23 protein-coding genes and 1 pseudogene are annotated in these 25,029 nt (G+C 64.2%); 11 read left to right on the top strand and 13 right to left on the bottom strand.

Going from position 1 to position 25,029, the window contains the following annotated elements; genetic code table 11:
• Nucleotides 1–15 precede the first annotated feature (15 nt).
• The 3 genes from ACFWCF_RS02670 to ACFWCF_RS02680 are packed head-to-tail and all read right to left on the bottom strand — an operon-like array spanning nt 16 to nt 3,274.
• Nucleotides 16–840 carry an NAD(P)-dependent oxidoreductase gene (locus ACFWCF_RS02670; protein WP_378556878.1) on the bottom strand — a complete coding sequence of 275 codons (825 nt, stop codon included), beginning with the start codon at nt 838–840 and terminating at the stop codon, nt 16–18.
• A gap of 8 nt (nt 841–848) precedes the next feature.
• Entirely contained in the window at nt 849–1,697 is an 849-nt protein-coding gene (locus ACFWCF_RS02675; RefSeq protein ID WP_378490570.1) for a mycofactocin-coupled SDR family oxidoreductase, read from the bottom strand.
• A 35-nt stretch (nt 1,698–1,732) separates the two neighbouring features.
• Complete coding sequence (locus tag ACFWCF_RS02680; protein ID WP_378490571.1) at nt 1,733–3,274, bottom strand: aldehyde dehydrogenase family protein; 1,542 nt, start codon at nt 3,272–3,274, stop codon at nt 1,733–1,735.
• A 97-nt stretch (nt 3,275–3,371) separates the two neighbouring features.
• On the opposite strand from ACFWCF_RS02680, the gene ACFWCF_RS02685 reads away from it, so the two are divergent.
• Nucleotides 3,372–4,592 carry a CaiB/BaiF CoA transferase family protein gene (locus tag ACFWCF_RS02685; RefSeq protein WP_378490572.1) on the top strand — a complete coding sequence of 407 codons (1,221 nt, stop codon included), beginning with the start codon at nt 3,372–3,374 and terminating at the stop codon, nt 4,590–4,592.
• Between the two features lie 61 nt (nt 4,593–4,653).
• Here ACFWCF_RS02685 and ACFWCF_RS02690 read toward each other — a convergent pair whose 3' ends face one another.
• From ACFWCF_RS02690 to ACFWCF_RS02700, 3 genes are read right to left on the bottom strand one after another with little or no spacing between them, the layout of a single operon-like run.
• Entirely contained in the window at nt 4,654–5,841 is a 1,188-nt protein-coding gene (locus ACFWCF_RS02690; protein ID WP_378556883.1) for an acyl-CoA dehydrogenase family protein, read from the bottom strand.
• 11 nt (nt 5,842–5,852) lie between these two features.
• Entirely contained in the window at nt 5,853–6,950 is a 1,098-nt protein-coding gene (locus ACFWCF_RS02695; protein WP_378556886.1) for an acyl-CoA dehydrogenase family protein, read from the bottom strand.
• Nucleotides 6,951–6,978: 28 nt separating this feature from the next.
• Nucleotides 6,979–7,818 carry an amidohydrolase family protein gene (locus ACFWCF_RS02700; protein ID WP_378556889.1) on the bottom strand — a complete coding sequence of 280 codons (840 nt, stop codon included), beginning with the start codon at nt 7,816–7,818 and terminating at the stop codon, nt 6,979–6,981.
• Between the two features lie 137 nt (nt 7,819–7,955).
• Here ACFWCF_RS02700 and ACFWCF_RS02705 point away from each other — a divergent pair, with 137 nt between their 5' ends.
• Together ACFWCF_RS02705 and ACFWCF_RS02710 are read left to right on the top strand one after the other, a co-directional pair.
• Nucleotides 7,956–8,393, top strand: a complete 438-nt coding sequence (locus ACFWCF_RS02705; protein ID WP_378556892.1) for a Zn-ribbon domain-containing OB-fold protein — start codon at nt 7,956–7,958, stop codon at nt 8,391–8,393.
• Nucleotides 8,390–9,532: a thiolase family protein gene (locus ACFWCF_RS02710; protein WP_378556895.1), complete on the top strand. Its 1,143-nt coding sequence runs from the start codon at nt 8,390–8,392 to the stop codon at nt 9,530–9,532. Before ACFWCF_RS02705 ends, ACFWCF_RS02710 begins: the two co-directional genes overlap by 4 nt.
• A gap of 92 nt (nt 9,533–9,624) precedes the next feature.
• Here ACFWCF_RS02710 and ACFWCF_RS02715 read toward each other — a convergent pair whose 3' ends face one another.
• Genes ACFWCF_RS02715 through ACFWCF_RS02725 form a run of 3 tightly spaced genes read right to left on the bottom strand, consistent with a single transcriptional unit; the run spans nt 9,625 to nt 12,504 of the window.
• On the bottom strand, nt 9,625–10,839 hold the full coding sequence (locus ACFWCF_RS02715) for a cytochrome P450 (protein ID WP_378556898.1): 1,215 nt from the start codon (nt 10,837–10,839) through the stop codon (nt 9,625–9,627).
• A gap of 20 nt (nt 10,840–10,859) precedes the next feature.
• A complete protein-coding gene (locus ACFWCF_RS02720; protein WP_378556901.1) occupies nt 10,860–11,765 on the bottom strand; it encodes an enoyl-CoA hydratase/isomerase family protein in 906 nt (301 codons plus the stop codon).
• A gap of 52 nt (nt 11,766–11,817) precedes the next feature.
• Nucleotides 11,818–12,504: a hypothetical protein gene (locus ACFWCF_RS02725; RefSeq protein WP_378556904.1), complete on the bottom strand. Its 687-nt coding sequence runs from the start codon at nt 12,502–12,504 to the stop codon at nt 11,818–11,820.
• Nucleotides 12,505–12,623: 119 nt separating this feature from the next.
• Here ACFWCF_RS02725 and ACFWCF_RS02730 point away from each other — a divergent pair, with 119 nt between their 5' ends.
• From ACFWCF_RS02730 to ACFWCF_RS02760, 7 genes and pseudogenes are all read left to right on the top strand, one after another.
• Nucleotides 12,624–13,445 (top strand): enoyl-CoA hydratase/isomerase family protein, encoded by an 822-nt coding sequence (locus ACFWCF_RS02730; protein WP_378556907.1) that lies wholly within the window; start codon nt 12,624–12,626, stop codon nt 13,443–13,445.
• Between the two features lie 36 nt (nt 13,446–13,481).
• Nucleotides 13,482–14,297 (top strand): enoyl-CoA hydratase/isomerase family protein, encoded by an 816-nt coding sequence (locus ACFWCF_RS02735; protein WP_378556910.1) that lies wholly within the window; start codon nt 13,482–13,484, stop codon nt 14,295–14,297.
• Nucleotides 14,294–15,784, top strand: a pseudogene (locus tag ACFWCF_RS02740) (class I adenylate-forming enzyme family protein); the annotation flags it as partial. The gene ACFWCF_RS02735 and the pseudogene ACFWCF_RS02740, both read left to right, overlap by 4 nt.
• A 33-nt stretch (nt 15,785–15,817) precedes the next feature.
• Entirely contained in the window at nt 15,818–17,362 is a 1,545-nt protein-coding gene (locus ACFWCF_RS02745) for a class I adenylate-forming enzyme family protein (RefSeq protein ID WP_378557694.1), read from the top strand.
• 30 nt (nt 17,363–17,392) lie between these two features.
• Entirely contained in the window at nt 17,393–17,539 is a 147-nt protein-coding gene (locus ACFWCF_RS02750) for a DUF1059 domain-containing protein (protein ID WP_132474238.1), read from the top strand.
• Between the two features lie 50 nt (nt 17,540–17,589).
• Nucleotides 17,590–17,781 carry a ferredoxin gene (locus tag ACFWCF_RS02755; protein ID WP_378490583.1) on the top strand — a complete coding sequence of 64 codons (192 nt, stop codon included), beginning with the start codon at nt 17,590–17,592 and terminating at the stop codon, nt 17,779–17,781.
• 152 nt (nt 17,782–17,933) lie between these two features.
• Complete coding sequence (locus ACFWCF_RS02760; RefSeq protein WP_378490584.1) at nt 17,934–18,695, top strand: TetR/AcrR family transcriptional regulator; 762 nt, start codon at nt 17,934–17,936, stop codon at nt 18,693–18,695.
• Between the two features lie 66 nt (nt 18,696–18,761).
• On the opposite strand, the gene ACFWCF_RS02765 is transcribed toward ACFWCF_RS02760, so the two are convergent.
• Together ACFWCF_RS02765 and ACFWCF_RS02770 are read right to left on the bottom strand one after the other, a co-directional pair.
• Nucleotides 18,762–19,988, bottom strand: a complete 1,227-nt coding sequence (locus tag ACFWCF_RS02765) for an amidohydrolase family protein (protein ID WP_378490585.1) — start codon at nt 19,986–19,988, stop codon at nt 18,762–18,764.
• A gap of 98 nt (nt 19,989–20,086) precedes the next feature.
• Nucleotides 20,087–21,577: an aldehyde dehydrogenase family protein gene (locus ACFWCF_RS02770; RefSeq protein ID WP_378556914.1), complete on the bottom strand. Its 1,491-nt coding sequence runs from the start codon at nt 21,575–21,577 to the stop codon at nt 20,087–20,089.
• A gap of 119 nt (nt 21,578–21,696) precedes the next feature.
• Here ACFWCF_RS02770 and ACFWCF_RS02775 point away from each other — a divergent pair, with 119 nt between their 5' ends.
• Nucleotides 21,697–23,379 (top strand): acyl-CoA synthetase, encoded by a 1,683-nt coding sequence (locus tag ACFWCF_RS02775; protein WP_378490587.1) that lies wholly within the window; start codon nt 21,697–21,699, stop codon nt 23,377–23,379.
• Nucleotides 23,380–23,451: 72 nt separating this feature from the next.
• On the opposite strand, the gene ACFWCF_RS02780 is transcribed toward ACFWCF_RS02775, so the two are convergent.
• Nucleotides 23,452–24,222 (bottom strand): SDR family NAD(P)-dependent oxidoreductase, encoded by a 771-nt coding sequence (locus tag ACFWCF_RS02780; RefSeq protein ID WP_378490588.1) that lies wholly within the window; start codon nt 24,220–24,222, stop codon nt 23,452–23,454.
• Between the two features lie 40 nt (nt 24,223–24,262).
• Nucleotides 24,263–25,024 (bottom strand): crotonase/enoyl-CoA hydratase family protein, encoded by a 762-nt coding sequence (locus ACFWCF_RS02785; RefSeq protein WP_378490589.1) that lies wholly within the window; start codon nt 25,022–25,024, stop codon nt 24,263–24,265.
• Nucleotides 25,025–25,029 lie beyond the last annotated feature (5 nt).

The raw sequence follows: 25,029 nt of genomic DNA on the forward strand, positions 1-25,029 counted from the left end.
CCAACGATCTCCTGTTCATCCCTTCCTGCGTCCGAGACCGGGTATCGGACCGGCTTCCACCACAGCAGCAAGCCAGCCCAGATCGACACCTGCGTCTTCGGCTGCCGCGGTACATGCGGCTACGTCCTTCCGCAGGAACGGGGACGCGAACTCGTCGAAGGTCTCGACACCGCCGACCTTGCTGATCGATGCCAGCGCATGACTCCGTCCGCTGCACAACGCAATCGCATCGAGCAGCTCGCGACTTCCGATGCCGAGGTGCTCACCGAGCTCGACTGCAGCTGCGGCAAGTTGAGCGTTCGCTGCGAAGAGCAGATTGTTGACCAATTTCACGTTCAGAGCACTGCCGAAAGGTCCGGTCCTGATGATCGGATCCGCGTAGGCGCGCACCGCTGCTTCCACACGGGCGAGCACCTGCTCCTCGCCGCCCAGGAGTACGGTCAGTTCCCCTGCGGCGATGTCGTCTGCAGATCCACTCACGGGTGCATCGACGAGCTCCGGTCCGTCCGGATGATCGGCGCGGATCTTCGCGAGGGTGCCGACGGTGCCCGTCGTGTGCGACACGACGACCGCGCCTGCCTTCGCGTTCGCCATGAAACCGTCCGGCCCCGCGGCCAGTTCCGTCAACTGTGCATCCGAGAACAGGCAGACGATGAGAATGTCGGCTTGCCGCGCGACGTCCGCGACCGAGTCGGCGAGGTACGCACCCGCACCTCCCAGACGCATACGTACCTCTTCCTTGCGTGCGTAGAGGCGGACGTCATGTCCCGCATCGAGGAGCCGTCGGACCATGGGCTCGCCCATCTGGCCGGCTCCGAGAAATCCGATGATGTCGGTCATGGCGGTGCTCATCCCTTCCAGGGCACGGACTTCACATAGCCTCCGGCGTCGATCCGGAGCTGGCTGCCGGTGATGAAGCGCGACGCGTCGCTCGCGAGGAACAGAACTGCCTCGGAGACGTCGGACGGTTCGATGTACGGCACGCGCATCGCCTGCATGGCCGGGAATGCAATCTCGGCCTCTTCCCGCGTCGGGTGCTCGAGGTCGGGTCGGAATACCCGGTACATGCCCTCGTTGTGAAGCATGTCGGTGTTCACGTTCGTCGGATGCACAGCATTGATGCGAATGTCCTTCTTCGCCAGCTGCACTGCGAGATCGTTGACGTAGCGCGCAACCATCTGCTTCGCGAGACTGTATGCCGAACCGCCCGGTCCCTGGTTGGTCGCGCTGCCCAGTTGAGCGGCCAAGGAACCGGTTGCGATGATCGACGCCCCAGCACCGAGGTGCGGGATGCTGCCCTGCACGACGTTGAACACCCCGGCCAGATCGGTGTCGATCGTGTCGGACCAGGACTGCAGTGTCTGTCCTTCGCCCATCGGGCAGATCCCTGCATTGGCGACGACGATGTCGAGTCCGCCGAGTTCGCTCACTCCATCGGCGATCGCGTTCCACACGTCGCGGCGTTCACGGACATCGGCGACCACGGTGTGGACACGAACCCCTTCCTTCTCGACGAGACGTGCCGTCTCCTCCAGATCCTCCCGCTTCGCCAGCGGGTAGGTGTTGCCGTCGAGGTCTGCGCAGATGTCGAGGGCGATGATGCTCGCGCCCTCGGCCGCGAGGTGGAGCGCATGCGATCTCCCCTGCCCGCGTGCTGCTCCTGAGACCAGTGCAACCTTGTTGTCCAGTTTGCCCATCCGTATGCCTTTCGTATCCGATGCTCGAACAGTTCTCACGCCTGCCGGGGGACCCGCGCGGCGAGGGTCTTGGTTTCGAGGTACTGCTCGAAACCTTCTATCCCGCACTGCCTCCCGATACCGCTGTTCTTGTAACCACCGAAGGGTGCGTCGGCGCCGTAGAACATGCCGCCGTTGATGCCGATCGCTCCGGTGCGCACGCGACGCGCGATGGCTTCACCGCGTTCGAACGAGTCGGACATGATTGCACCGGCGAGGCCGAACGGACTGTCGTTGGCGATCCGGACCGCTTCGTCGTCGGTGTCGAAGGGGATCAGGATCGCAACCGGCCCGAAGACCTCCTCCTGCGCGATGGCGGCACTGTTGTCGACGCCCGTCAGAAGGGTCGGTGCCACGAAGTGGCCGCCGCGCAGATGCTCGGCGAGGCCTTCCGCCTCGCCCCCGCCGACGAGGAACTGTGCGCCGTCGATGCGCGCCTGCTCGAGCATGTCGAGGACCTTCTGTTTCTGTGCGGCACTGATCAGTGGGCCGACGAATGTCCCCGGCGCCGCCGGATCTCCCACGGGAAGCTGCTTGTACGCCTCGACTGCACCGGCGGACAGGTCGTCGAACAGCGACCGGTGCACGAGGATTCGGGTATTGACCGCGCAGGCCTGCCCCGCGTGGGAGCACGCACCGATCGTCGCCATGATCGCCTTCGACAGGTCGGCGCCGTCGGTGACGATGAGAGCCGATTTTCCGCCGAGTTCCAGGAACGTCCGCTTCATCGTGTCGGCTGCCCGGCGCATCAAGGTGCGGCCGACCGCGGTCGATCCGGTGAAGGAGATGAGGTCGACGCGCGGGTCGTCGGCGAGCAGACCGGCAACGGCGTTGTCGGGTGTGGTCACCACGTTGAACACCCCGGGCGGGATGTCGGTCTTCTCCGCAACGAGACGACCGAGACGAGCTGCGTTCCACGGCGTGTTCGGGTCCGGTTTGAGGACCACGGTATTGCCCGCTGCCAGGGCCGGGCCGATCTTGTTGAGGATCACCTCGATCGGGTAGTTCGACGGCGTGATGGCTGCAACCACCCCGACCGCTTCCTTGACCACGGTGCGGATGTTTCGCTGCCCGAACAGTCCTCCGCCGTCGAGGATCCGTTCCCATTCGAAGTCATCGATCAGCGACGTCGGATAGCGGAGAGCCTCCGACAACGGCCAATCGAGCTGGGCGTCGGCCGTGGCCATCACCGGGCATCCGACCTCTGCCACGAGTTCGTCTCGTAGATCTTCTTTCTCGGACTCGATGGCCGCCTGGAGTTGCTCGAGACAACGTCGGCGCAGGACGCGGTCGGTCGACCACTCGGTCTCGTCGAATGCGCGACGTGCCGCACCGATCGCGCGGTTCATGTCCTGTGCGTTCGCTGCGGCGGCGTCGCCGAGTACGAGTCCGGTGGCGGGACTGAGGTTTCGGTACGTCGCACCGTTCGTCGCCTCGGCCAGCACTCCGTCGATGAGCAATCGGGTCTCCGCACGCTGTGCAACGCGCCGCCCCAATTCCACGCTCGTGATCTCGGGACTGTCGACGACCTCACCCATATATCCTCCTCGACCACAGAACCGGATGACTAACTGTAATCTATACAGTAATGTCGGGGGAAGCTGTACAGCCGACTTTTGCGAGAAGGGAACGTCGATGTCCGATCTCCTCAACGGTGTCACTGTCGTGGAACTCGCCTCCTGGACCTACGTGCCGAGCGCCGGCGTCGTACTCCGCGACTGGGGCGCCGACGTCATCAAGATCGAAGACACCAGGGGAGGCGACCCGTGCCGCTATCTGACGGTCGGCGGCCTCGATCCCGCAGAATCCCGGGTGAAGGCCAACTTCATGATGGAGATCGGGAACCACGGAAAGCGCAGCATCGCACTCGATGTCAAGACACCGGAGGGACGCGAGATCTTCGTGAAACTCATCGCGAAAGCCGATGTCTTCCTGACGAACTGGCTTCCCGGTGCGCTCGAACGCGCCGACCTCTCGGTCGAGACCCTCCGCTCGTTCAACCCGAACGTGATCATCGCGCGCGGAAGTGGCCAGGGCCCACTCGGGCCCGACCGCGACAAGGGCGGATTCGACGCCTCCGGATACACGGCACGCGCGGGCGTTGCCTACGCACTCACACCCGACGGTCAAGAACATCCGTTCGCGCAGGGGCCCGCATTCGGCGATCTGCAGGGCGGCAGCACTCTCGCCGGCGGCATCGTCGCGGCCCTGTTCCACCGGGAGCGGACCGGAGTGGCACGGACGGTCGACGGATCACTTCTGGCCCAGGGGATGTGGGCCGTGGCGCCGGATATCTGCGCGGCCGACTACTACGGAATCGACCGCATCCCGGCCTATTCCCAGGGTGAGGCTCCCAACCCTGTGGTGAACCGCTACAAGACCCGCGACGGCAGGTGGCTCCAACTCGTGTTCCTGCAGGCCGATCGATTCTGGCACGGGTTCTGCGAGCGGATCGGCCGCCCCGAACTCGCAGTCGACGAACGGTTCACCCCGCTCGCCAATCTCGTTGCCAACAAGGACGAAGCGACCACCATCCTGCGGAAGGTCTTCGCCGACCGCGATCTCGCCGAGTGGCAGAAGATTCTCGCCGACGAACCGGGTGTGTGGGCACCGCTCGCGACCCCGGCCGAAGCTCTCGACGACCCGCAGGCCGTCGCCAACGGCTACCTGATGAGCGTCGCCGACGAGGACGGCGAGGTGTTCAAGACGGTCGCCGCCCCGATCCAGTTCGACGAGACCCCCGCGCTTCCGGGACGCTCGCCCGAACACGGCGAACACACCGACGAGATCCTCGAAGAGCTGGGCATGAGCTGGGACGACATCATCGCCGCAAAGGTCTCCGGGGCCGTGCTGTAAACCGACGGCACAGACGACGCCTGCCGAACCGTATGTGGTCCGGCAGGCATTGTCGTGGGACTCAGCTCTTGACCGGCGCGTACACCGGCCTGCCCAGCCCGAGCATGTACTGCCCGATCATGTTGCGGAACACTTCGAGGGTGCCCCCGTAGATTCCGCACAGTGGTGCCCACCGGTAGAGGTATTCGCTGGCTCCGTCGTCGATCGCCCCGTCGGCGTCCGTCGGCAACACCGACGCGGAGCCCAGGATATCCATCAGTTCGGGTGCGACGTCGCGCATCGTCTGAGCGATCGCGACCCGGCCGTACATGTTGGGCGTACTCAGCGCCATCTCGATCCGAGCGACGGCTCTACCGAGACGGTCGGCGACAGCTCCGTCGTCGATGCGTCGCCGGCCGTCGTTCCCGGGCCTGCTCACGATGGCCGCGACCGTGTCGACAGCCGTTCCCATGAACATGCCCTGGTGCTGGAGGATCGCGATGTCGTCGAGACCATCGGTGGCCGCCGCGACGACCCCGTGCTCTGCATCGAGCGGCCCACGTAACACCGCCCAGCCTCCGTTGACATCCCCGAGACGGTACTTGTCGGAGATGCGCACGTCGTTGTAGTAGACGATGTTCGTGCGATCGCCGTCCACGGTCCACAGTCCCTGGATCTCGATGCCGGGACTATCGAGCGGAACCAGGAACATGGTCAGGCTCTTGTGTTTCCGCTCCGCGTTCGGGTCGGTGTTGGTGATCAGGAATGCGTATCGGCAGTTGTGCGCGCCGGTGGTGAACATCTTCGAGCCGTTGATCACCCAGTCGTCGCCGTCCCGCACGGCCCTGGTCTTGCACGTCGCGATATCCGAACCGCCCTCGGGCTCGGTGTATCCGAGGCACATACGCACGTGACCGCTGAACACTCCGGGCATCACCTCGTCACGCAGTTCCGGCGAGCCGTATGCCTCGACCGAGTGCGCGACCAGGATCGTGGTTCCCCACGTCACCCACGGGGCATGCGCACGTCGACGTTCGAGTGCCCAGATGCGGCTCTCGACACGGGAGAAGCCACCATCCTCAGGCTTGCGGTACTCGCGTTCGAGGTATCCGGCCTCTCCCATCGCGAGATGGACGCCCTCGTCGAAGTTGTCGCCCGTCTCCCGATCGCGTCTGCGCACTTCGTCGGTGACGTGCTTACCGAGAAACGTGCGAATCTCGTCGAGAAACGCCTGCTCGTCGCCGGTCACTTCTACTCGTGAAAAATCCATGGTCCCTTCCTCTACACCGCAGCCAGGGCCGCATCGGCACCCGCCGGGGCGAGCGGAGCGACGGGGGACTGTGCGGAACGTTTCTTCACCACGACCTGTGCGACGTGTCGCGCGGTGTCGGCCGGATCCCCGCCGGCCAGCGACCAGCCGCGCGCCCGCACCAGATACGCACTCGCCGCAGCCTCGGTGGACACGCCGAGACCGCCCTGAACATGCACCGACATCGTCGCGGCGCGGGACGCCTCTTCCGTCATGAAAACGAAGGCGGCCCCTGCCAGTTCGGGCCGAACCTCCGGCTCGTTGTCGAGGAACCACGCCGCCTTCCGCGCCAATGCACGTCCTCCCTCCACTGCGATGGCCATGTTCGCGAGCGGATGCGAGATACCTTGCAGAGAGGAGATGGGGACTCCCAGCGTGTAGCGAGTCTTCGCGAACTCGGCGGCAATACGCATGGCCTGCTCCACCAGACCCACCAGGGCAGACGCGGTCAGCAGGCGCCATTCATCGAGGGCCCGGCCGAACGCCGTACTGGCGGTGGGACCGCTCGCGAGTATCTTCCGATGTGTTGCATCTGCGGGGTCGACCCACGCCATCGGCAACTTCCCGAGATTCTCGATACGTTCCGGGACCGGATCGAACGTGAGGAGCACGATGTCGTCGCCGTCGCGCACGATGAGGTCGTCGGCGATCGATGCAGTGGGGATCAACCGGCTTCCGGTCACGTTGCCGAGGTGCGGATCAAGACCGACGATGCGCTTTCCTGACGCGATCGCAGCGAGCTCCTGAACGTCGAGGCATGCCAGAAGCCGCGCAGCACACACATGATCGATCCACGGAACCGGCGCCAGATACCTGCCCACCTCCTCGGCGACGAGCGTCAGATCGACCAGCGTCGCTCCGTCACCACCGGCCCGTTCCGGAAGAGCCATCGTCGTTGCACCGGTCGCGCAGAGCCTCTCCCACAGGTCGCGGTCGAACCCCTCGGGCTCGGCGGCGTGCACGGTCTCGTGCGTGCAGTGGGTCTCGAAGAACTTGGCGTACGCGTTCTGCAGATCCAGTTGGTCTTCGCTCAGGCTGTAGTCCTCGCGCCGCAGCTCGTACCGATCCATCTCTACTCCTAAAGTTGTCGTCCGGAGATCAGTTGAGGGGCTGCCGGTCGCCGAAGAAGAAGTCCTCTGCGTTGTCGAAGAGGAAATTGCCGAGCGCTTCCTCGGTCAGGTCGAGTTCCACCGCCTCGGGGACGAGTCGGCGCTGCGTGAGCACCGGCCAATCGGACGCGAAGATCACCTTGTTCTGCCCGCGTGTTCGCATGAAGTGCAACAGATTCTCCGGCAGTCGTTTCGGCGACCACGCCGATGTCATGAGCCGCAGATTCGGGAACCTGAGCAACATCCGGATCGCGACGTCCCACCACGGATCCGCTCCGTGGATCATGCAGAGTTTCAGTTCTGGGAAGCGCACGCACACCTGATCGAGGTGGATCGGATTCTGAACTTCGCCGGGTAGTGCGGGACCGGGGATACCGGTGTTCATGCACAGCGGCAGGCCCATCTCGGCGCATTTCGTGTACAGCGGGTAGTACAAGGCGTGACTCGGTGAATAGTCACCGTCGCCCCAGAAGCTCGGGCCGATCGCTGCGTAGCGGACCGGCAGGTCCTGTGTGATTGCGGCGAGTTCCCGGACCACCTTCATCGGGCGGAACAGTGGTCCGACGCCCATCGCGAGAGAGAACCGCTCCGGGTGTGCTTCGACGAATTTCCGCGCGGTCAGCCGGGGTGTCGCGATGGAGTCCATCAGGATCGCCTTCTGCACACCCATTTCGTCCATCTCGTCGAGCAACTCCGACATGTCGACCGGGTCGAACATCGACTTCGGGCCCTTGAAGTAGTTGTCGCGAACAGAGGTCATCCACTTCGGCTGCGAATCGGCCTCCCCGAAGTGGACGTTGACCAGGCAGTCGATAGCTTTGCGGGGCATATGAACTCCGTTCGGACAACAGCGCGGTCTCTCGCGCGACAACCGCTACTACTGTATACCTATCGGTATGATCTACCGCAAGATATGAGCATGTCCCCGACGAGCCTCTTCCCAGTCCGACGACCCGAGGACGCACCATGCAGAGAGCGATCGCCCCAGAACTATCGACCTGGCCCGACGAACGACCACAACTCCTCGCAAGTACGTGCGACCACTGCAGCGCGACGGCCTTCCCGGTGCAGCCGCTGTGTCCCCGGTGCAGCCGCGAGCAGATGACGGACGTCGCGCTCCCCCGCACCGGAACACTCGTCGCCTGGACCACCCAGGGCTTTCTCCCGGGCGCGCCATATCTCGGAGACGAGACCCCCGAGACGTTCGTACCGTTCGGCGTCGGGCTCGTGCAACTGGGCGACGTGGTTCGAGTCGAGGGGCGCCTCACGGAGAACAGCCCGTCGAACCTGAGCTTCGGCATGGACGTCGAGTTGACGATGATCCCGCTCGGTCACGACGAGAAAGGCGACGAAGTCATCACTTTCGCATTCCGCCCTGTCGACTCGAAGGGAGCGTCCGAATGAATGAGGTAGCGATCATCGGCGTGGGTATGCATCCCTTCGGTCGATTCGACAAGACGGCGATGCAGATGGGCACCGATGCCATCCGCGCCGCGCTCACCGATGCCGGCCTGGAGTGGAAAGACATGCAATTCGCGGTCGGCGGCAGCTGGGAGATCGCGAATCCCGACGCGATCGTAGGCCTCATGGGGCTCACGGGGATTCCTTTCACCAACGTGTTCAACGCCTGCGCCACGGCCGCAAGCACCACCGAGGCGTGCGCGGATGCGATCAGGCTCGGCAAGTACGACATCGGAATCGCCATCGGACTCGACAAGCACCCTCGCGGCGCATTCACCGTGGATCCCACGCTGGTCGGTATGCCCTCCTGGTACGGCGAGAACGGCCAGTACCTCACCACACAATTCTTCGGAATGAAGGCGAACCGATACCTTCACGACCACGACATCTCCGTCCGGACCCTGGCCAAAGTTGCTGCGAAGAACTACCGCAACGGCGTGGACAACCCGAATGCGTTCAGGCGCAAGCCCATCTCGGAACAGCAGATTCTCGACTCCCCGATGCTCAACTACCCACTGACGCACTACATGTTCTGTGCCCCGGATGAAGGCGCGGCCGCGGTCATCATGTGCCGAGCCGACATCGCCCACCGCTTCACGTCCAAGCCGGTCCATGTCCGTTCGGTAGAGGTCCGCACACGCACCTACGGCGCCTACGAGGTCAACACCACCTACGCGCCGGTCGACGAAGTCCCGTCACCGTCTGTGTTCGCCTCGCGCGCAGCCTTCGAGGCTGCAGGCATCTCGCCCCAGGACATCGATGTGGTCCAACTCCAGGACACCGACGCCGGTGCCGAGGTGATCCACATGGCGGAAGCCGGATTCTGCGCCGACGGCGACCAGGAGAAGCTGATCGCGGACGGCGCCACCGAGATCGGGGGAAGTCTCCCCGTCAACACCGACGGCGGATTGATCGCCAATGGCGAGCCGATCGGCGCCTCGGGGCTGCGGCAACTCCACGAACTCGTGCTTCAGCTGCGCGGCGACGCCGGACCACGGCAGGTACCAGGGAATCCGAAAGCGGGATTCGCATTGCTCTACGGTGCGCCGGGGACCGCGGGCGCAACCGTTGTGTCCACATAGAAGCGATCGAACACCGCCGCGGCACGAATAGACAGAAACAACCTTTCCGGAAGGTTGCTTCTGTCTATTTACGGTGTGATCGCCACCCGGCGTCAGTGCAACCTGGTGCGAACCCTGACCGGCACGCTCTCGTAACCCGCCACATTCTGCATACTCACACGGGTGCAGTTGTCGAAATCGACCTCGAACTCGGGCATGAAATCGAGTAGATGACCGAGGGCCAGTGCGCTTTCCATCCGCGCAAGTGCCGCACCGAGACAGCTGTGGATCCCGAGCCCGAAAGCGAGGCTCTGCCGGCCCGCACGATCCCGCTCGATGTCGAAGACATCCGGTTCGTCGAAGGCAGCAGGGTCACGATTCGCCGCACCCAGCATCAAAAACACCGGCTTGCCTGCGGGAATGGTCACCCCGTGCAGTTCGACATCGCGCATGGAGTACCGCACGTTGTACTGATTCGGGGATTCGAAACGCAGCAGTTCTTCGACCGCATCCGGAATGAGCGAGCGATCCTCCCGCAACTTGGCCCACTGATCCGGGAATCGCGCGAACGTCACCGGCGCTCCGCCGATGAGCTTGGCTACGGTCTCGGCTCCGGCGCCGCCGAGCAACGACGCGAACATCGCGATCTCCATTGTGGTCAGTGCCGGCGGCTGATCGTCGTCGCGTTCGATCTCGGCCTCGATGAGCTTGCTGATCATGTCGTCCTGGGGATTATCACGACGCTCTTTGACGAGCCCGTAGTAGAACCGCATCGCTTCGACGACCGCGTCGGTTCCGGCCTCATCCATCTCGATCTGCCCGATCTCACGGTGCAGCGACGCATCGGTCCACAGACGCAGCCGAGTCCGGTACTCCTCTGGAACACCGAGCATCTCCGAGATGATCTCCATCGGGAAGTATGCCGAGAAATCCTGGACCATATCGAAACCCGCGGGGTCCACGCGGTCGAGAAAACGGACGATCTGTGCGTCGACCATCTCGCGCAGGTCGTTGATCGCTCGGGGCGTGAACACCTTGCTCACGAGTCGTCGCATGTGCCGGTGCTCGGGTGGGTCGAGGACGATGATCGACTTGAACGAGGAGATCTCGCCTTTGCGCACGGTGGCCAGATCGAGTCCTCGTGCCGAGGAATAGGTTTCGAAATCTCGATATGCCGGAGCGACGTCCTCGTACCGGCTCAATGCATAGAAGTCGTATTCCTCGCTGTAGTAGACGGGTGCCTCGTCGCGCATCCTGGTGTAGATGTCGTATGGACCGTCGAAGAATTCCTGCGAGAACGGGTCGAAGACGAGCTTCGTGTGGGTCACTGCATCCTCCTGTGGGGAACTCACGTCAGGTCCGGCTCGGGGACGTGGAAGTGCTCGTCGCGAAGACGGAAGGCGTGCTTCGTCCCGTGCTGGGCACGTGTCTTCACGAAATTGAATTCGCCGGAGGAGAACTGGAGGTTGGTGCCGAATGCGTGGAAGAGGTAGCTCGCGACCTCTTCTCCCTGGTACGCCTGGCTCTGCTCGACCAGTCGAAATGCTTCCTTGGCGATGACGACCCCGTCGGCCGGCATCTTCGCGGCCTTCTCGGCCCAATACCGTGCGCGCGCCGTCACGTGCGCGGATTCGCAGGTTTCGGTGAACACACCACGGTGCTCGACGGATTCGGCGGTGACGATGTCGCCGGTGAGGAGCAATTGCCTCGCCAGGACGGGCCCCAGGCGGTGGAAGAACATGTGCAGGCTTCCGAGCGCCGGACCGAGAAAACGGGTCGCGGGCATGCCGATTCGTGTGTCGCGCGCGATGACGGAGATGTCGGTCATCAGGGCCATCTCGAAGCCGCCGCCCAATGCGAATCCGCTGATCTCGCCGACGGTGACCTTCGGAAATCCCAGGAATTCGTGATAGAAATCGAAGGTTTTGCGGTCCACGGTCAATCGGCGTCGTTGACTCGGCCTGCGCTTGTCCGGCGCCGAACTGTCACCGTTGCCGCCTCGCCCCTCGCCGTACCAGCCGTAGGCGTTGTTCATGTTCGCTCCGGTGCTGAACACGCCTTCCGCTCCCCGCAGCAGCACGACGGTGAGGTCGTCGTCATCGACCACGATGTCCAGGTATCGCGCGAGCTCGTCGCGCATCGTCTGATCGTAGGAGTTTCGCTGCGACGGATTGTTCAGGGTGATCGTCGCGATTCGGGTATCGCGGTCGATGTCGAACAACACCCTGCCGTCGGACGCACTGGCCTCGGTCATCTGTAGTCCTTCCGAATGGTGTTTCCTGCCGCGGGATACAGCCGAAAGTGCGTCATCGGCGGTGGCCGAATGCCGTGGTCTCCAGCTGGTCGATCTGCATGGCGACGCAGTCGAGCTCGGCGATACACAACACTTCGCCGTCCCGCACGAGGCGCGCTTCGGATACCAGGCCACGTTCCGTCGTCCGTCGGACGACATCGAAATCCAGCGTGGTGAGCAACGGGGTGGGTCGCCGATAGCGAATACTGAGCAGACGTGTCTTCCCCGCGATCCCGACCTCGCAATTGTGGTGCTGAATCATGCAATCGAAGAACACGGCGAGAAAGCCACCGTGAACCAGCCCGGGTGGCCCCTCGTACACCAGGGGGAAGTTCACCGTGCCGGACGCGGTGTCGGCGTCGAACGTCCGGAGATCGTAGTCGGGGAAGGCCGGGTTGAATGCGCCGATGTCGATGGCATGGTCGAGGTAGACGCGCCGGTCGCCACTGGTGTCGTCTGCGCGCCGGAGCCGAAGATCGGCAGGCACGGCTGCTGCCAGAATCTGCTCCCATTCCGCGAAGCGGGTGAGCATCTCGTCGACGACCTCGTGTTCGTGTTCGAGTGAGAGCAGCAGCCCTGTGAGCCGGCGGAGTGCGCTCGCAGCATGTCGGGTCTGCGGCAGTGGCGCCTCGCCGAACCGCCCCGGAACATAACGCCCGTCGGGGCGGGACGTCGTCGGTTCCACCTCGTAGCTGGTCATCGCGCCTCTTTCGGCCGTCCCGGTTCCGTCGGCCCGGGTTCCTTGCTAACTTGTGTAGAACGCAACGGTACTACATACCGTATATGTAACAGTATAGGTTGTGAGGGGTGGTTACCACGGTGAGCAACGACGACGGTTCGCGCAGACGATCCGAAGCGGTGCGTGTCGAGCGCGACGGACCGATCCTGCGGCTCACCCTCGACCGCACCGAGGCACTCAATTCACTGAGTTCCGCGATGGTCCAGACCCTCATCCGTGAACTCACCGATGCGGCACACGATGATTCACTTCGCGCGGTGCACATCACGGGCGCCGGTGAGAACTTCTGCGGCGGTGCCGACTGGGTCGCGACGAACCGCAACGATGCATCGCGGCCGCGCGCCGGAAACCTGGTGCGTCGCGTCCCCCACCAGGCTCATCGCATCGTCGAACTGATCCACGACCTCCACCTTCCCGTAGTCTGCACCGTCCGCGGATGGGCCGTGGGCCTAGGCTGCAACCTCGCATTCGCGGCCGACTTCACTGTCGCCGCCGACGACGCAGTGTTCTGGGAGCCGTTCATCACGCGCGGGTTCAGCCCCGACTCCGGGGCCACCTGGCTCGTCCCCCGACTCGCAGGAACGGCACGGGCAAAACAGATGCTGATGCTCGGAGAGAAGATCGGAGCACCCGACGCGTGCAACTGGGGGCTGATCTACCGCTCCACACCCGAACCCGATCTCGATGCCGTCGCCGCCCAACTACTGGATCGGCTCGCATCCGGCCCCACCGTCGCCCTCGGCCTGGCCAAGCAGGCCATCAATCGCAGTCACACGGCATCGTTGACCGACGCCATGAACCAGGAGCTCTATTCCCTTGAATTAGCGTGTCGAACCGAGGATTTCAAAGAAGGACTGCGCGCATTCAAGGAACGCACCGAACCCGAGTTCCGCGGCCGATAGCCCACAACCGACATCACCGAGAATCGGAGACCCGCAATGGCATTACCGACGGCCGTCGACGAGTCGGCGATTCCCGAGTTCGAGACGATCCTCCTCGACGTCGATGCCGACCACCACGTCGCCACGATCACTCTGAATCGGCCGGACCGGTTGAACGCGTTCGATCGGACCATGTGCAACGAAATGCGGGAGGCATGGAGCCTCGTCAAATTCGACGAGCGGGTGCACGCTGTGGTGCTTCGCGCCGCAGGCGACCGCGCCTTCAGTACCGGCCTCGACATCAAGTCCGTCTACGGTCAGCCGGACAACATCTGGAACCACGAGGATCCCGGCGAGCTCCTCAGCCCCAAGTGGCAGAAGATGTGGAAGCCCGTGGTGTGCGCAATCCATGGAATGTGCACGGCGGGCGCGCTGTACTTCGTCAACGAATCCGATGTGGTGATCTGCTCCACGGATGCCACCTTCTTCGACTCGCACGTCTCGGCCGGTCTGGTCTCCGCCCTCGAGCCTGTCGGGCTGATGCGCCGTGTCGGCCTCGGAGAGAGTCTGCGGATCGCACTGATGGGCAACGACGAGCGCGTGAGCGCCGACACTGCCCTCCGCATAGGGCTCGTCACCGAAATCAGCTCGCGCGAACAACTCTGGATACGAGCACACGAGATCGCCGTCCAGATTGCCGCGAAACCTCCGACCGCAACTCAGGGGACGGTGAAGGCGATCTGGGAATCCCTCGACAAACCCTATCGAGCCGCGATGGATCAGGGCTTGATCTACACGCGGCTCGGAAACCCGATCGCGAAGGACGAACTCGCCGCGCCCTCCCACGACACGATACGCCCGAGGATCCGATGACGAACCACAGCGTGCTCACCGAATCCGTCACCGACCACCGCCTCGCACACCGGATCGAAGTGGTGGTCGGCATCGATCCCGACGCCGGTGCGATCGAGTACGAGGGTGAATGGACGACCTGGGCGCAGATCGCCCGCTGCGCCGACCGCATCAACACGATCTGCAGGCAGCACGGGCCCGACGAAGGAACGGGAATCGGAGTGCTGCTCCACAACCGACCTGTACACGTCGCTGTCCTTCTCGGAGTGCTGCTCTCCGGACGATGCCTCGTCGTCATCAATCCATCCAGGGGCGACGCACGCACACGAGCCGACCTCGCCGCACTGAACCTTCGCGTCGTCATCGGAGAATCCGCCGACCTCGACACCCTCGTCGGACGGCCGCCCGCCACGACCACCGTCGCAGTCGCGGACATCTCCGACGAACCCCAGGTGGCCACTGCCGGAGGGCCCCCGGTGCCGTCCGACAACCGCTCCGGAACCGCGGTCCTGATGCTGACCAGCGGAACGACCGGGCCCCCCAAGCGCGTCGAACTCACCTACGACATGCTCGCCCACAGCGTGCTGGGCCCCATCGGGAAGGGCTCGACGCCCGAACGCCTCAGTTCCGGTGTCGCGATCGTCAACGCACCCCTGGTCCATATCTGCGGGGTGTACCGGACGCTGCAGTGCATCGTCGCTGCGCGACCCTACGTGTTGTTGCCGCGTTTCGAACTCGCCACGTGGGCCGATGCGGTCCGCCGCCACCGTCCCCGCGCCGCATCCCTGGTGCCGACGGCGCTCCGCATGGTGCTGCACTCCGATCTCACCCGCGACGACCTGTCGAGTCTGCGTGTCGTCACCTCCGGCACCGCGCCACTGTCCGCCGACGACGCCGATGCGTTCACCGGCAAGTTCGGCATCCCGGTCCTCACGTCCTATGCCGCAACAGAGTTCGGCGGTGGTGTCGCCGGGTGGAGCCTCGCCGACCACCGCAGACACTGGTCAGGTAAGCGGGGCAGCGTAGGGCGCGCCGAGCCGGGCTCGCTGCTCCGCGTCGTCGACGAGTCCGGACGCGAGGTCGACACCGATACGGTCGGGCTCCTCGAGGTCAAGCCGGCGCAGCGTGGACCGACGGCGGGCTGGATGCGGACCACCGATCTCGCACGGATCGACGCCGACGGGTTCGTGTGGATCCACGGTCGCGCCGACCAAGCGATCATCCGGGGCGGATTCAAGATCATGCCCGACGACATCCGGGTGGCTCTCGAAACCCATCCCGCGGTGGAGAACGCGGCAGTGGTCGGGCGTCCCGATGCCCGATTGGGTGAAACACCCGTGGCAATGGTCGAATGTCGCGCCGATGCGCGTGCCACGCCCGGCGAACTCGCCGAATACCTGTCGACGCATCTTGCTCGTTACGAAATCCCGACCGAGATCGCCGTCGTCGACTCCATCCCTCGCACGCCGTCCGGCAAGGCGGATCTGAGGGCCGTCCGGAGCAGGCTGAACAAGCCTTCCGACCTTCCGTCTCCGACCACGATGGCGGCACTGATCCGCGCACGAGCGGACGCGACGCCGACTAAGGACATGGTCGTCGACCCCGCCACCCGAGTCGGCTACCGCGAGCTCGACGCATCCAGCCGCCGCATCGCCGCGACGCTCGTCGACGGCGGAGTCACCGCAGGCACCCGGGTGGGGCTGATCATGCCGAACAACACCGGGTGGGTGCAGATCGCCGTGGCGATCACCCGGATCGGTGCGGTGCTCGTTCCGCTGAGTACCTTGCTTTCGGGCGCCGAACTCCGCGCACAGATCCACGCTGCGTCGATCGGTCATCTCATCAGCGCCGACGAATTCCGGGGGCACCGATACCTCGATGCTCTGGCAACCACGATCGGCGAACCCGCACTCGAACCGGGCGACATTCTCCACCCCGGCCTGCCGTCCCTGCGAAGAACCTGGGGCGTCGAGGAAGTAACCGGTGCGGAGCCCACTGCCCGGACTCGAGCGGTTGCCGCCGCGCTGGAAGACGCCGTGTCACCGTCCGACACCATGGTCATCATCTTCACGTCGGGCAGCAGCGGACCACCGAAGGGCGTCCTGCACTCGCACGGCGGCGCGCTGGCGGCCGTTGCCTCCGGTCTGGCCGCGCGGTGCATCACCTCCGACAGCCGGCTCTACCTGCCGATGCCGTTCTTCTGGGTCGGGGGTTTCGGTGCGGGAATCCTGTCGGCCCTGATCGCGGGCGCCACCCTGGTCACCGAGGAAATCCCGGCGCCCGACACGACGCTGCAACTCCTCGAAGCCGAGAAAGTGACGTTGTTCCGCGGCTGGCCCGACCAGGCCGAAGCACTGGCACGCAGGTCCGGATCGACGGACGTCGACCTGTCGTCGCTGCAGCCGGGCAGCCTCCCCGCGCTGATGCCTGCCGCGGAGCGCGGCGAACCGGGCTCGCGCGCGAACCTGTTCGGCATGACCGAGACATTCGGGCCGTACTCGGGCTACCGGTTGGACACTCCGATGCCTCGGGAATCCTGGGGAAGCTGCGGCACCCCGTTCGACGGTATGGAAGTCCGCGTCACAGATATCGACACAGGAAGCCCTCTTTGCCGCGGCATGGAAGGCCGGATCGAAGTTCGAGGACCCCATGTCATGCAGGGCATCTGCGGCCGCAGCCGGGAAAACGTGTTCACACCCGACGGCTTCTACCCCACGGGCGATCTCGGCCTCCTCGACGACGCGGGATTCCTCTTCCACCGGGGCCGGATCGACGACATGTTCAAGGTCAACGGAGCCACCGTGTATCCGAGCGAGGTGCAGGCGGCATTGAAGACGATCGACGGAGTCGAGAACGCCTTCGTCACGCAGATCGACGGCGAAGTCGGACCACGGGTGAGCGCCGCGGTGATCTGCTCACGCGCATTCGACCCTGTCGAACTACGCTCGGCAGCAAAAGAACTGCTGAGCTCGTTCAAGGTTCCGACGGTATGGCTCCTGCTCGATTCCGACGAGAAGATTCCGCGCGGTGGCACAGGGAAGGTCGACGCGACCCGACTTCGCGAACTGCTTGCTCGCAACGTGTGAAATCTGTTCGGTCACAACGAAAGGAAAGTTATGAAGAAGCGATTGACCTGCCCGTGCGGCGAATACCTACGCGGCACCGACGAGGACGACCTCGTCGAGAAGGTCCGGCACCATCTCGGCGAACGCCATCCCGACCACGACTACAGCCGGGACGAGATCCTCTTCATGGCCTATTGACCTCCGAACCACAGTCGCGGAATCCGAGTACCCGAGCAAGGAGCGAGACGATGCGCGTTGTTGTCGATGGCGACAGGTGTGTAGGCCACGGCCTGTGCGAAGCGACTGCACCAGCCGTTTTCGAGGTGGGCGACGGAGGGTACGTCCTGATCGACGACGACGCCGCGGCCGCATGCAGCGAAGCCGATCTGCGTACCGCGGTGAGCAATTGCCCGTCCGCTGCACTCAGCATCATCGACTGACGGCACATCCCGGCGGCGATCCGGTATGCGCTACAGTGAGCCGAAATGGTCGGCAGCACTCAGTGCCACCGGCAGTGGCGTACCACCGCACGGGCCGCTTCACGCCTGTGCTGCCGTCCTGACGGACGAACTGGACGGAAAGTCGGAGAGCAATGGCGCGTAAAGAAGAGCCTCAGAAGCGCGAACGTCGCGAGCGCGGATCCATCAACCCCGAGGACATCATCGCCGGCGCGTTCGAACTCGCCGAGGACGTCCCGGTCGACAACCTGAGCATGCCGCAACTCGCCAAACATCTCGGCGTCGGTGTCACGAGCATCTACTGGTATTTCCGCAAGAAGGACGAACTGCTCAACGCGATGACGGATCGCGCCCTCGCGCAAATACAGGTCGAAGCCGTGATGGGCGACTCCGGCTCGGACTGGCGCGAACGCCTCTACAACCACGCCCACGCGGCGCGGAGCGCGTTCCTGGCAAACCCGATCCTGTGCGATCTGATCCTGATCAGATCATCGCTCAGCCCCAAGAGCGCCACTCTCGGCGCACGCGAGATCGAGCACATCATCGACGATCTCGTCAAGGGCGGCCTATCGCTCGACGACGCCTTCGATGCCTACTCCGCCGTCCAGTTGCACGTCCGAGGTTCGGTCGTGCTCGCGCGACTGCAGGAGCGCGGCAAGAAGTACGATCCGACGTCGCAGGCGTACTACGAGAATCTGGTCATCACCCCGGAGAAGACCCCGCTTCTTGCGGAAGCGGCAGGTCGGGGGCGTGTGGGCGGTGTACCGGACGACTACAACTTCGAGTACGGGCTCAACTGCATCCTCGACTACACCAGCAGGCTCCTCGAGCAGGAGGAGCCCGCAGCGAAGAGCAAGGCGAAGAAGGCCACCGCGCGCTCGTCTCGCGCGAAGTAGGCGTCTGCGGACAGAACATTCGCGTGGGTGCACTCGCCTGGTGGGCCGAGTGCACCCACGCGGCATTCAGCGTCCGGACGTGATGCCCAGGTAGTCCAGCACGTTGGTACGCATGATCCGGTCTTTCTCACCCTCGTCGAAATCGCCCAGTTCCTTGATGAAATCCGTGGGCTTCTCGAGACCTTCGCCGTGCGGCCAATCGGAGCCGAACAGGACGCGATCGGATCCGACGAGATCGGCCAGCGCCCGAACGTCGTCCTCGTAGTACGGCGCCACCCACAGGTGCCTGCGGATCGTGTCGACGGGCGACTCGGCGAACGCCCACGGAGTCTGGTTCGCCTGCTTCTTCAGGCGTTTGACCAGCAGCTGCACCCAGTCCGATCCGTTCTCGATGCTGGCGACACGCAGCTTCGGGTGGCGCGTGAACACGCCGCCGAGGATCAGGCTCGCCATCGTGTCGTGGATTGCACGATCGGAGACGACGATATTCGCGAGCGGGTTGGACGTCTTGAAGGGCACGAACCGTGCCGGCGCACCCCAGGCACGGGCGATCGAGCCGTTGTATCCGCTGTCGCTGAGATGAAACGCGACGGGGATGTCGGATTCTTCCAGCTTCGCCCACACCTTGTCGTACATCATGTCGCCGAGCGACTTGGAGGTGCCGTGCCCGGCAGGCACCGGTGCGGGACGGATGTAGACGAGCTTGACGTCGCGTTCGAGGAGTCGGTCGATCTCTGCGACTGCTTCATCGGGATCGGCCAGCGCCAGCATCGGCGCCGAGAAGATGCGGCCCTTGTAGTTGTATCCCCAGTCTTCGTCCAGCCATCTGTTGAATGCGGTGACACTCGCCATCGTTGCCGGAATGTCCTCTTTGAGCGCCTCTTCGACGCCGCACGCGAGCGTCGGAAGGAGGATTACCCCCGACATTTCCTGCTGCTCGATCATGTCGAGTCGGATGTCGTGATCCTGGTACGCGGGGTTGAGCGGCTCGACTTTCATCAGGCTTCGTGGGTCGACTCCTTCCGGAATCTGCCCGCGGAACAACAGATCCAGAGCGCCGGGGACGATCACGGGATCGAAGGTCGGATTCGGAACGAATTCGAGAAGCTTTCCCCCGGCGAGCAATTCGGTGTGCTTGCCGCGTGTGATCACTTCGACACCGCGGTCCTTGAACGCCGGCTCGAGGTACCGAGTGAAGGCGTCGACCTTCTCGTAGTAGTGATTGTCGCAGTCGACGGGCCGATCGTACACGACTTCGTCGCTGCGGGTGGAGTTCTCGGGCACGACGGTCATCGTCGTTCACCTCCGGTCGAAGTTTCAGTACACGGCGGACGCGCAGATTTCCTCACGTCGAACACTAGGCCACATACTTACTGTTGTCCATACAGTATCTAGCCCCGCAGTCGGCGGGCGGTCCGTCGGCGAGCGCGACGCATCGTCAGATCCACGATCAAACGAGGCACCCGCCCGAACGGCGGGACAGCGCTCGATGTCGCGAGCATGAAGGGAAGATCGGTGCCCACGACAGATCGGTGATGACTGAACGTGTCGAATCCCGCCTTGCCGTGGTAGGCGCCCATGCCGCTGTTGCCCACTCCACCGAACGGCGCGGCAGCCGGAAGCATGTGAATTCCGAACTCGTTTCGCGCCACCCCACCGGTGCGAGTGCTGCGAACGAACCGGCGGAAGTCGTCGTCGTCCGGACCGAACCAGTAGGCAACCAGCGGCGAGGGGCGCGCGTTCACGTAGTCGACAACATCAGCGAGGTCGCGATAAGTGACGAGCGTGAGCACCGGGCCGAAGGCCTCCTCCTGCGCGATGCGCATATCGTCGGAGACATTCGATACGAGAGTGGGGGGAACCTTTCGCGTCTCCGGATCGGGAAGCCGCTCACCGCTGGGTGCGACCGACTGCACGTGCGCACCGAGGGAACGTGCATCGTCGATCAAGCCCACCACTCGGTCGTAGTTCGCGACATTGACACTCGAGGGATATTCAGAGTTGGCCACCATGGTGGGGAATCGCTTGCGCCACGCGGACAGCACTGCGGCGGAGAACTTTTCGACCTCACTCTCCTGCACCATTACGTAGTCGGGACAGACGCAGACCTGACCGCCGTTGACCATGCGCCCGAGAGCCACTCGTTCGGCAGCCCGCTCGATATTTGCGCGTGGCCCCACCACAGCGGGATTCTTCCCGCCGAGTTCGAGCGTCACGGGCACCAGGTTCTGCGCAGCCGCAGCCTGGATTCGCTTCCCGACACCTGGCGAACCGGTGAAGAACAGATGGTCGAGCGGGAGAGCCGAGAAGGCGGTACCCACGTCGGCTCCCCCGGTCACGACCGCCAGTTCCGACTCGTCGAAGTACTTCGGAGCGAGGGAGGCGAACAGGTCGGATGTTGCAGGGGTGATCTCGGACATCTTGATCATCACCCGATTTCCCGCCGCGAACGCCGCCGCCGCGGGCATGATCACCAGATGCAGCGGGAAGTTCCAGGGACCGATGATCCCGACCACCCCGAGTGGCGACGGCACCACCTCGGCCCGCAGCCCTGCCAGTCTGCCCGCACGCATCAGCGGCGTGGTTCTCATCCACTTCGCCACGTGTGCACGGGTGTGCTCGATCGCGTCGATGATGCCGACGAATTCCATCGACATCGTGCCGGTCCTGGATTTGCTGCCGAAATCCCGGACCAGTGCGTCGACGAGTGCATCGGCGTTGTCGAGCATGAGCGCGACGAGTCGGTCGATGCGGTGACGCCTCGTCTCTACTGAGGGGAATCCGTCGGCGAGGAACGCTCGTCGCTGCAGTTCGAGGATCCGCGACAATTCCTCACCGGTTCCGTTCGGTGTTGTGACGCCGAGGTTCTCGACCGTGCTCATCGTCATCCCCCATTCGACTGTGCATTGCCAGGCCCGAACCCTATCGCAGGGGTTGCCGTATACATTACAGTTTGTCGAATAGTTCATGTGACGGGTTAGCTGATCCCACAGGAGTCACCTTGACCGATCTCACCGCCCAGCCCCCGACAGTCACCCGGGAGTTCACCATCCCGGAACTCGTGGACGCTGTCGCGTCGTCCATCCCAGACAGAGAAGTCGTCGTCTTCCGCGATCGGCGGATCACGCAGGCCATGCTGGCAGATCGATCACGCCGGCTCGCCGCCTACCTGACTTCCCGTGGGCTCGGCGCCCACACCGAACGCGACCGGCTCGACGGACACGAGATCGGCCAGGACACCCTCGGGATCTACGCCTACAACGGCAACGAGTACCTCGAGTCGATGCTCGGTGCTTTCCGCGCTCGCGTTGCGCCGTTCAACGTCAACTATCGCTACGTGGAGAAGGAACTCGAATACCTGCTCGCCGACGCGGAGGCGAGCGCCATCGTCTACAACGCGGCATTCGCACCGCAGCTGGCGCAGGTTCTGCCGGCGCTTCCCCACGTCGAAGTGCTGATCCAGATCGCCGACGATTCGGGCAACGCTCTGCTTCCCGGCGCGGTGGACTACGAAACCGTGCTGGCCGAAACGTCCCCGGACCCAGCGCCTGCCGCACAGTCACCGGACGATCTCTACATCCTCTACACCGGCGGAACCACCGGTATGCCCAAGGGCGTGCTGTGGCGCCAGCACGATATCTACATGGCGTCCTGCGGCGGTCGAAACGTCTACACCGGCGAGTGCATCGCCTCACCCGACCAAGTCGCGTCCACCGCAGCCGACAATTCCGGATTCACGATGTTCGTGCTTCCCCCCCTGATCCACGGCGCCGCTCAGTGGGCGTCACTGACCGGCATCCTCACCGGGCAGACCCTGGTGTACTCACCGGTGGTCGACCGATTGGATCCGGCGGCAGTGGCACAGACGATCGAGGCAGAGCGTCCCACCGCGTTGATGATGGTCGGCGACGCCATCGCCCGGCCGCTCGCCGCCGAGTTCGAAAAGACCGATGCCGACCTGTCGTCGCTGTCGATCCTGGCGAACGGCGGTGCGATCCTGTCACCCACGGTCAAGCAGCGCCTCCTCGACCTCGTACCAGGCTCCGTGGTGATCGACGGTGTCGGTTCCTCGGAGTCCGGAACGCAGATGACCCACGTCTCGAGCGCAGGTTCTGTGTCGACCGGACGATTCACTCCCGGGTCGAACACCTGCGTCCTCACCGAGGATCTCGACGGACTCGCCGCGCCTGGGCACGACGACCTGGGGTGGCTCGCACAACGCGGACACGTCCCGCTCGGCTACAAGGGTGACGCAAAGAAGACCGCCGCAACATTTCCCGTGGTCGGTGGCGAGCGATTCGTCCTGCCCGGAGATCGAGCGCAACGACTCGACGATGGATCGATCCATCTGCTCGGCCGCGACTCGGTGACCATCAACTCCGGTGGCGAGAAGATCTTCGTCGAAGAAGTGGAGATGGCGATCAGCTCGCACCCCGCCGTTGCCGACGTTCTCGTCGCCGGACGCCCGAGCGACACGTGGGGTGAGGCAGTCGTCGCGATCGTTCAACTACTCCCGGGCCATGAAGTGGACGCAGACGAGCTGGTGGACCATGCAGCGAAGTCGGTTGCACGGTACAAACTTCCGAAGTCGGTGATCTTCACCGAAGCGATTCAGCGAAGCCCCGTCGGCAAGGCCGACTACCGGTGGGCGCGAGCACAGGCCGCGTCCCTCGGGACCGAATAGCGATAGCTCCAGAACGTCGAAGGGAGTTTCCCCCCGCCCGGCGGGTGGAAACTCCCTTTCGCAGATCTCGGCTCAGCGAGTCTGGAACCGCTGCGCTCCGTCGAGACGCACGACCTCACCGTTGATGTACGAGTTCTCCAGCAGGTGCTGGGCAAGGAACGCGTACTCGTCGGGTGTGCCGAGACGCTTCGGGAACGGGATGTTCTTGGCGAACTTCTCGAGCCCTTCTTCGCCGATCAGCTCGAGCAGCGGCGTGCGCATGGTGCCCGGTGCGATGGAGTTGAGGCGGATACCGACCGAGCTCAGATCACGGGCACCGGTCAAGGTCAGACCGATGACACCGGCCTTCGCCGCCGAGTACGCGGACTGCCCCATCTGCCCTTCGAACCCGGCGATGGAGCTGGTCATGACAATGGCGCCCCGTTCACCGTTCGGTTTGGGCTCCAGCTTCGCGATCTTGGCTGCCGCCAGGCGAAGCACGTTGTACGTGCCCGTGAGGTAGAGCGAAATCGTGTCGGTGAACCCTTTGCGCGAATGCGGGGTGCCGTCACGATTGACCACCTTCTCCAGCACCCCGATACCGCCGTGGGCGATGACCGCGTACCTGAGTGTGCCCAGCTCGTCGGCCTTCGCCAGCGTCGCCTCCACGGAGTCGTCGTCGAGCACGTCGGTCCGTACGTACACGGCCTTGTTGCCGAGTTCGTCGGCCAACTTCTGCGCCTGCTCGTCGGCGATGTCGGCGATCACCACCGACGCCCCCTCTGCGTGCAGCTTCCGCACGGTCGCCGCCCCCAGACCCCCGGCACCACCGGTGACCAGTACGACTTCACCTTCGAAAGACATGTGTTCCCCTCCTGCGTGATCGGTTGGTTCGTTCCGGGATTCAGCTACCGGTCCAGTTCGGCTTCCGCTTCTCCGCGAAGGCCTTCGCACCCTCGGCGGCATCCTTCGACATGAAGACCGGGATGAGGAGGTCGAGTTGCTTCTTCCACTTCTCCTCGTCCGACCAGCCCCGCGACTCGGCAAGGATCTGCTTGGTTGCGGCAACGGCCAACGGGCCGTTCTCGGTGATGCGCTCGGCCAGGCGAATCGCCTCGTCCAGAGCCTGTCCCGGTTCCGCGACCACGTTGACGAACCCGTAGCCGGCGCCTTCCTCCGCGCTGAACGTGTCGCCGGTCAACGCCAGCTCGACAGCCTTCTGGTACGGGATTCTGTCGGGCAGCCGGAGGAGTCCGCCACCGCCTGCGACGAGGCCGCGCTTGACCTCCGGCAGACCGAACTTCGCGTCCTTCGACGCGACGACGAGATCGGTGGCGAGGACGATCTCGGTTCCTCCCGCCAAGGCGTTTCCTTCGACGGCCGCGATCAGCGGCTTCTTCGGCGGCTTCTCGGTGAACCCGAGTCCGCGCCCCTCGATCGCGACGATCTCACCGGCAGCGAAGGCCTTCAGATCCATTCCCGCACTGAAGTTCCCACCTGCCCCCTGCAGGATGCCGACGGAAAGATCCGCGCTGTCGTCGAGCTCGTCCATTGCGTCGGCGAGCTGCTGACTGACGGCCAGGTTCACAGCATTACGCGCCTCCGGCCGATTGATCGTGATGATCAGGATGCGCCCTCGGCGCTCGAGCAGTACTTCGTCGGACATTCCGG

It is taken from the genome of Rhodococcus sp. NPDC060090, from assembly GCF_042729855.1.
Taxonomy (GTDB): Bacteria; Actinomycetota; Actinomycetes; order Mycobacteriales; family Mycobacteriaceae; genus Rhodococcus.

Bases quoted from the DNA above. Each gene is read 5' to 3' on its own strand.
- ACFWCF_RS02670 (WP_378556878.1), bottom strand. From the start codon at position 840: ATGACCGACATCATCGGATTTCTCGGAGCCGGCCAGATGGGCGAGCCC.
- ACFWCF_RS02675 (WP_378490570.1), bottom strand. From the start codon at position 1,697: ATGGGCAAACTGGACAACAAGGTTGCACTGGTCTCAGGAGCAGCACGC.
- ACFWCF_RS02680 (WP_378490571.1), bottom strand. From the start codon at position 3,274: ATGGGTGAGGTCGTCGACAGTCCCGAGATCACGAGCGTGGAATTGGGG.
- ACFWCF_RS02685 (WP_378490572.1), top strand. From the start codon at position 3,372: ATGTCCGATCTCCTCAACGGTGTCACTGTCGTGGAACTCGCCTCCTGG.
- ACFWCF_RS02690 (WP_378556883.1), bottom strand. From the start codon at position 5,841: ATGGATTTTTCACGAGTAGAAGTGACCGGCGACGAGCAGGCGTTTCTC.
- ACFWCF_RS02695 (WP_378556886.1), bottom strand. From the start codon at position 6,950: ATGGATCGGTACGAGCTGCGGCGCGAGGACTACAGCCTGAGCGAAGAC.
- ACFWCF_RS02700 (WP_378556889.1), bottom strand. From the start codon at position 7,818: ATGCCCCGCAAAGCTATCGACTGCCTGGTCAACGTCCACTTCGGGGAG.
- ACFWCF_RS02705 (WP_378556892.1), top strand. From the start codon at position 7,956: ATGCAGAGAGCGATCGCCCCAGAACTATCGACCTGGCCCGACGAACGA.
- ACFWCF_RS02710 (WP_378556895.1), top strand. From the start codon at position 8,390: ATGAATGAGGTAGCGATCATCGGCGTGGGTATGCATCCCTTCGGTCGA.
- ACFWCF_RS02720 (WP_378556901.1), bottom strand. From the start codon at position 11,765: ATGACCGAGGCCAGTGCGTCCGACGGCAGGGTGTTGTTCGACATCGAC.
- ACFWCF_RS02725 (WP_378556904.1), bottom strand. From the start codon at position 12,504: ATGACCAGCTACGAGGTGGAACCGACGACGTCCCGCCCCGACGGGCGT.
- ACFWCF_RS02735 (WP_378556910.1), top strand. From the start codon at position 13,482: ATGGCATTACCGACGGCCGTCGACGAGTCGGCGATTCCCGAGTTCGAG.
- ACFWCF_RS02745 (WP_378557694.1), top strand. From the start codon at position 15,818: ATGGCGGCACTGATCCGCGCACGAGCGGACGCGACGCCGACTAAGGAC.
- ACFWCF_RS02750 (WP_132474238.1), top strand. From the start codon at position 17,393: ATGAAGAAGCGATTGACCTGCCCGTGCGGCGAATACCTACGCGGCACC.
- ACFWCF_RS02755 (WP_378490583.1), top strand. From the start codon at position 17,590: ATGCGCGTTGTTGTCGATGGCGACAGGTGTGTAGGCCACGGCCTGTGC.
- ACFWCF_RS02760 (WP_378490584.1), top strand. From the start codon at position 17,934: ATGGCGCGTAAAGAAGAGCCTCAGAAGCGCGAACGTCGCGAGCGCGGA.
- ACFWCF_RS02765 (WP_378490585.1), bottom strand. From the start codon at position 19,988: ATGACCGTCGTGCCCGAGAACTCCACCCGCAGCGACGAAGTCGTGTAC.
- ACFWCF_RS02770 (WP_378556914.1), bottom strand. From the start codon at position 21,577: ATGAGCACGGTCGAGAACCTCGGCGTCACAACACCGAACGGAACCGGT.
- ACFWCF_RS02780 (WP_378490588.1), bottom strand. From the start codon at position 24,222: ATGTCTTTCGAAGGTGAAGTCGTACTGGTCACCGGTGGTGCCGGGGGT.
- ACFWCF_RS02785 (WP_378490589.1), bottom strand. From the start codon at position 25,024: ATGTCCGACGAAGTACTGCTCGAGCGCCGAGGGCGCATCCTGATCATC.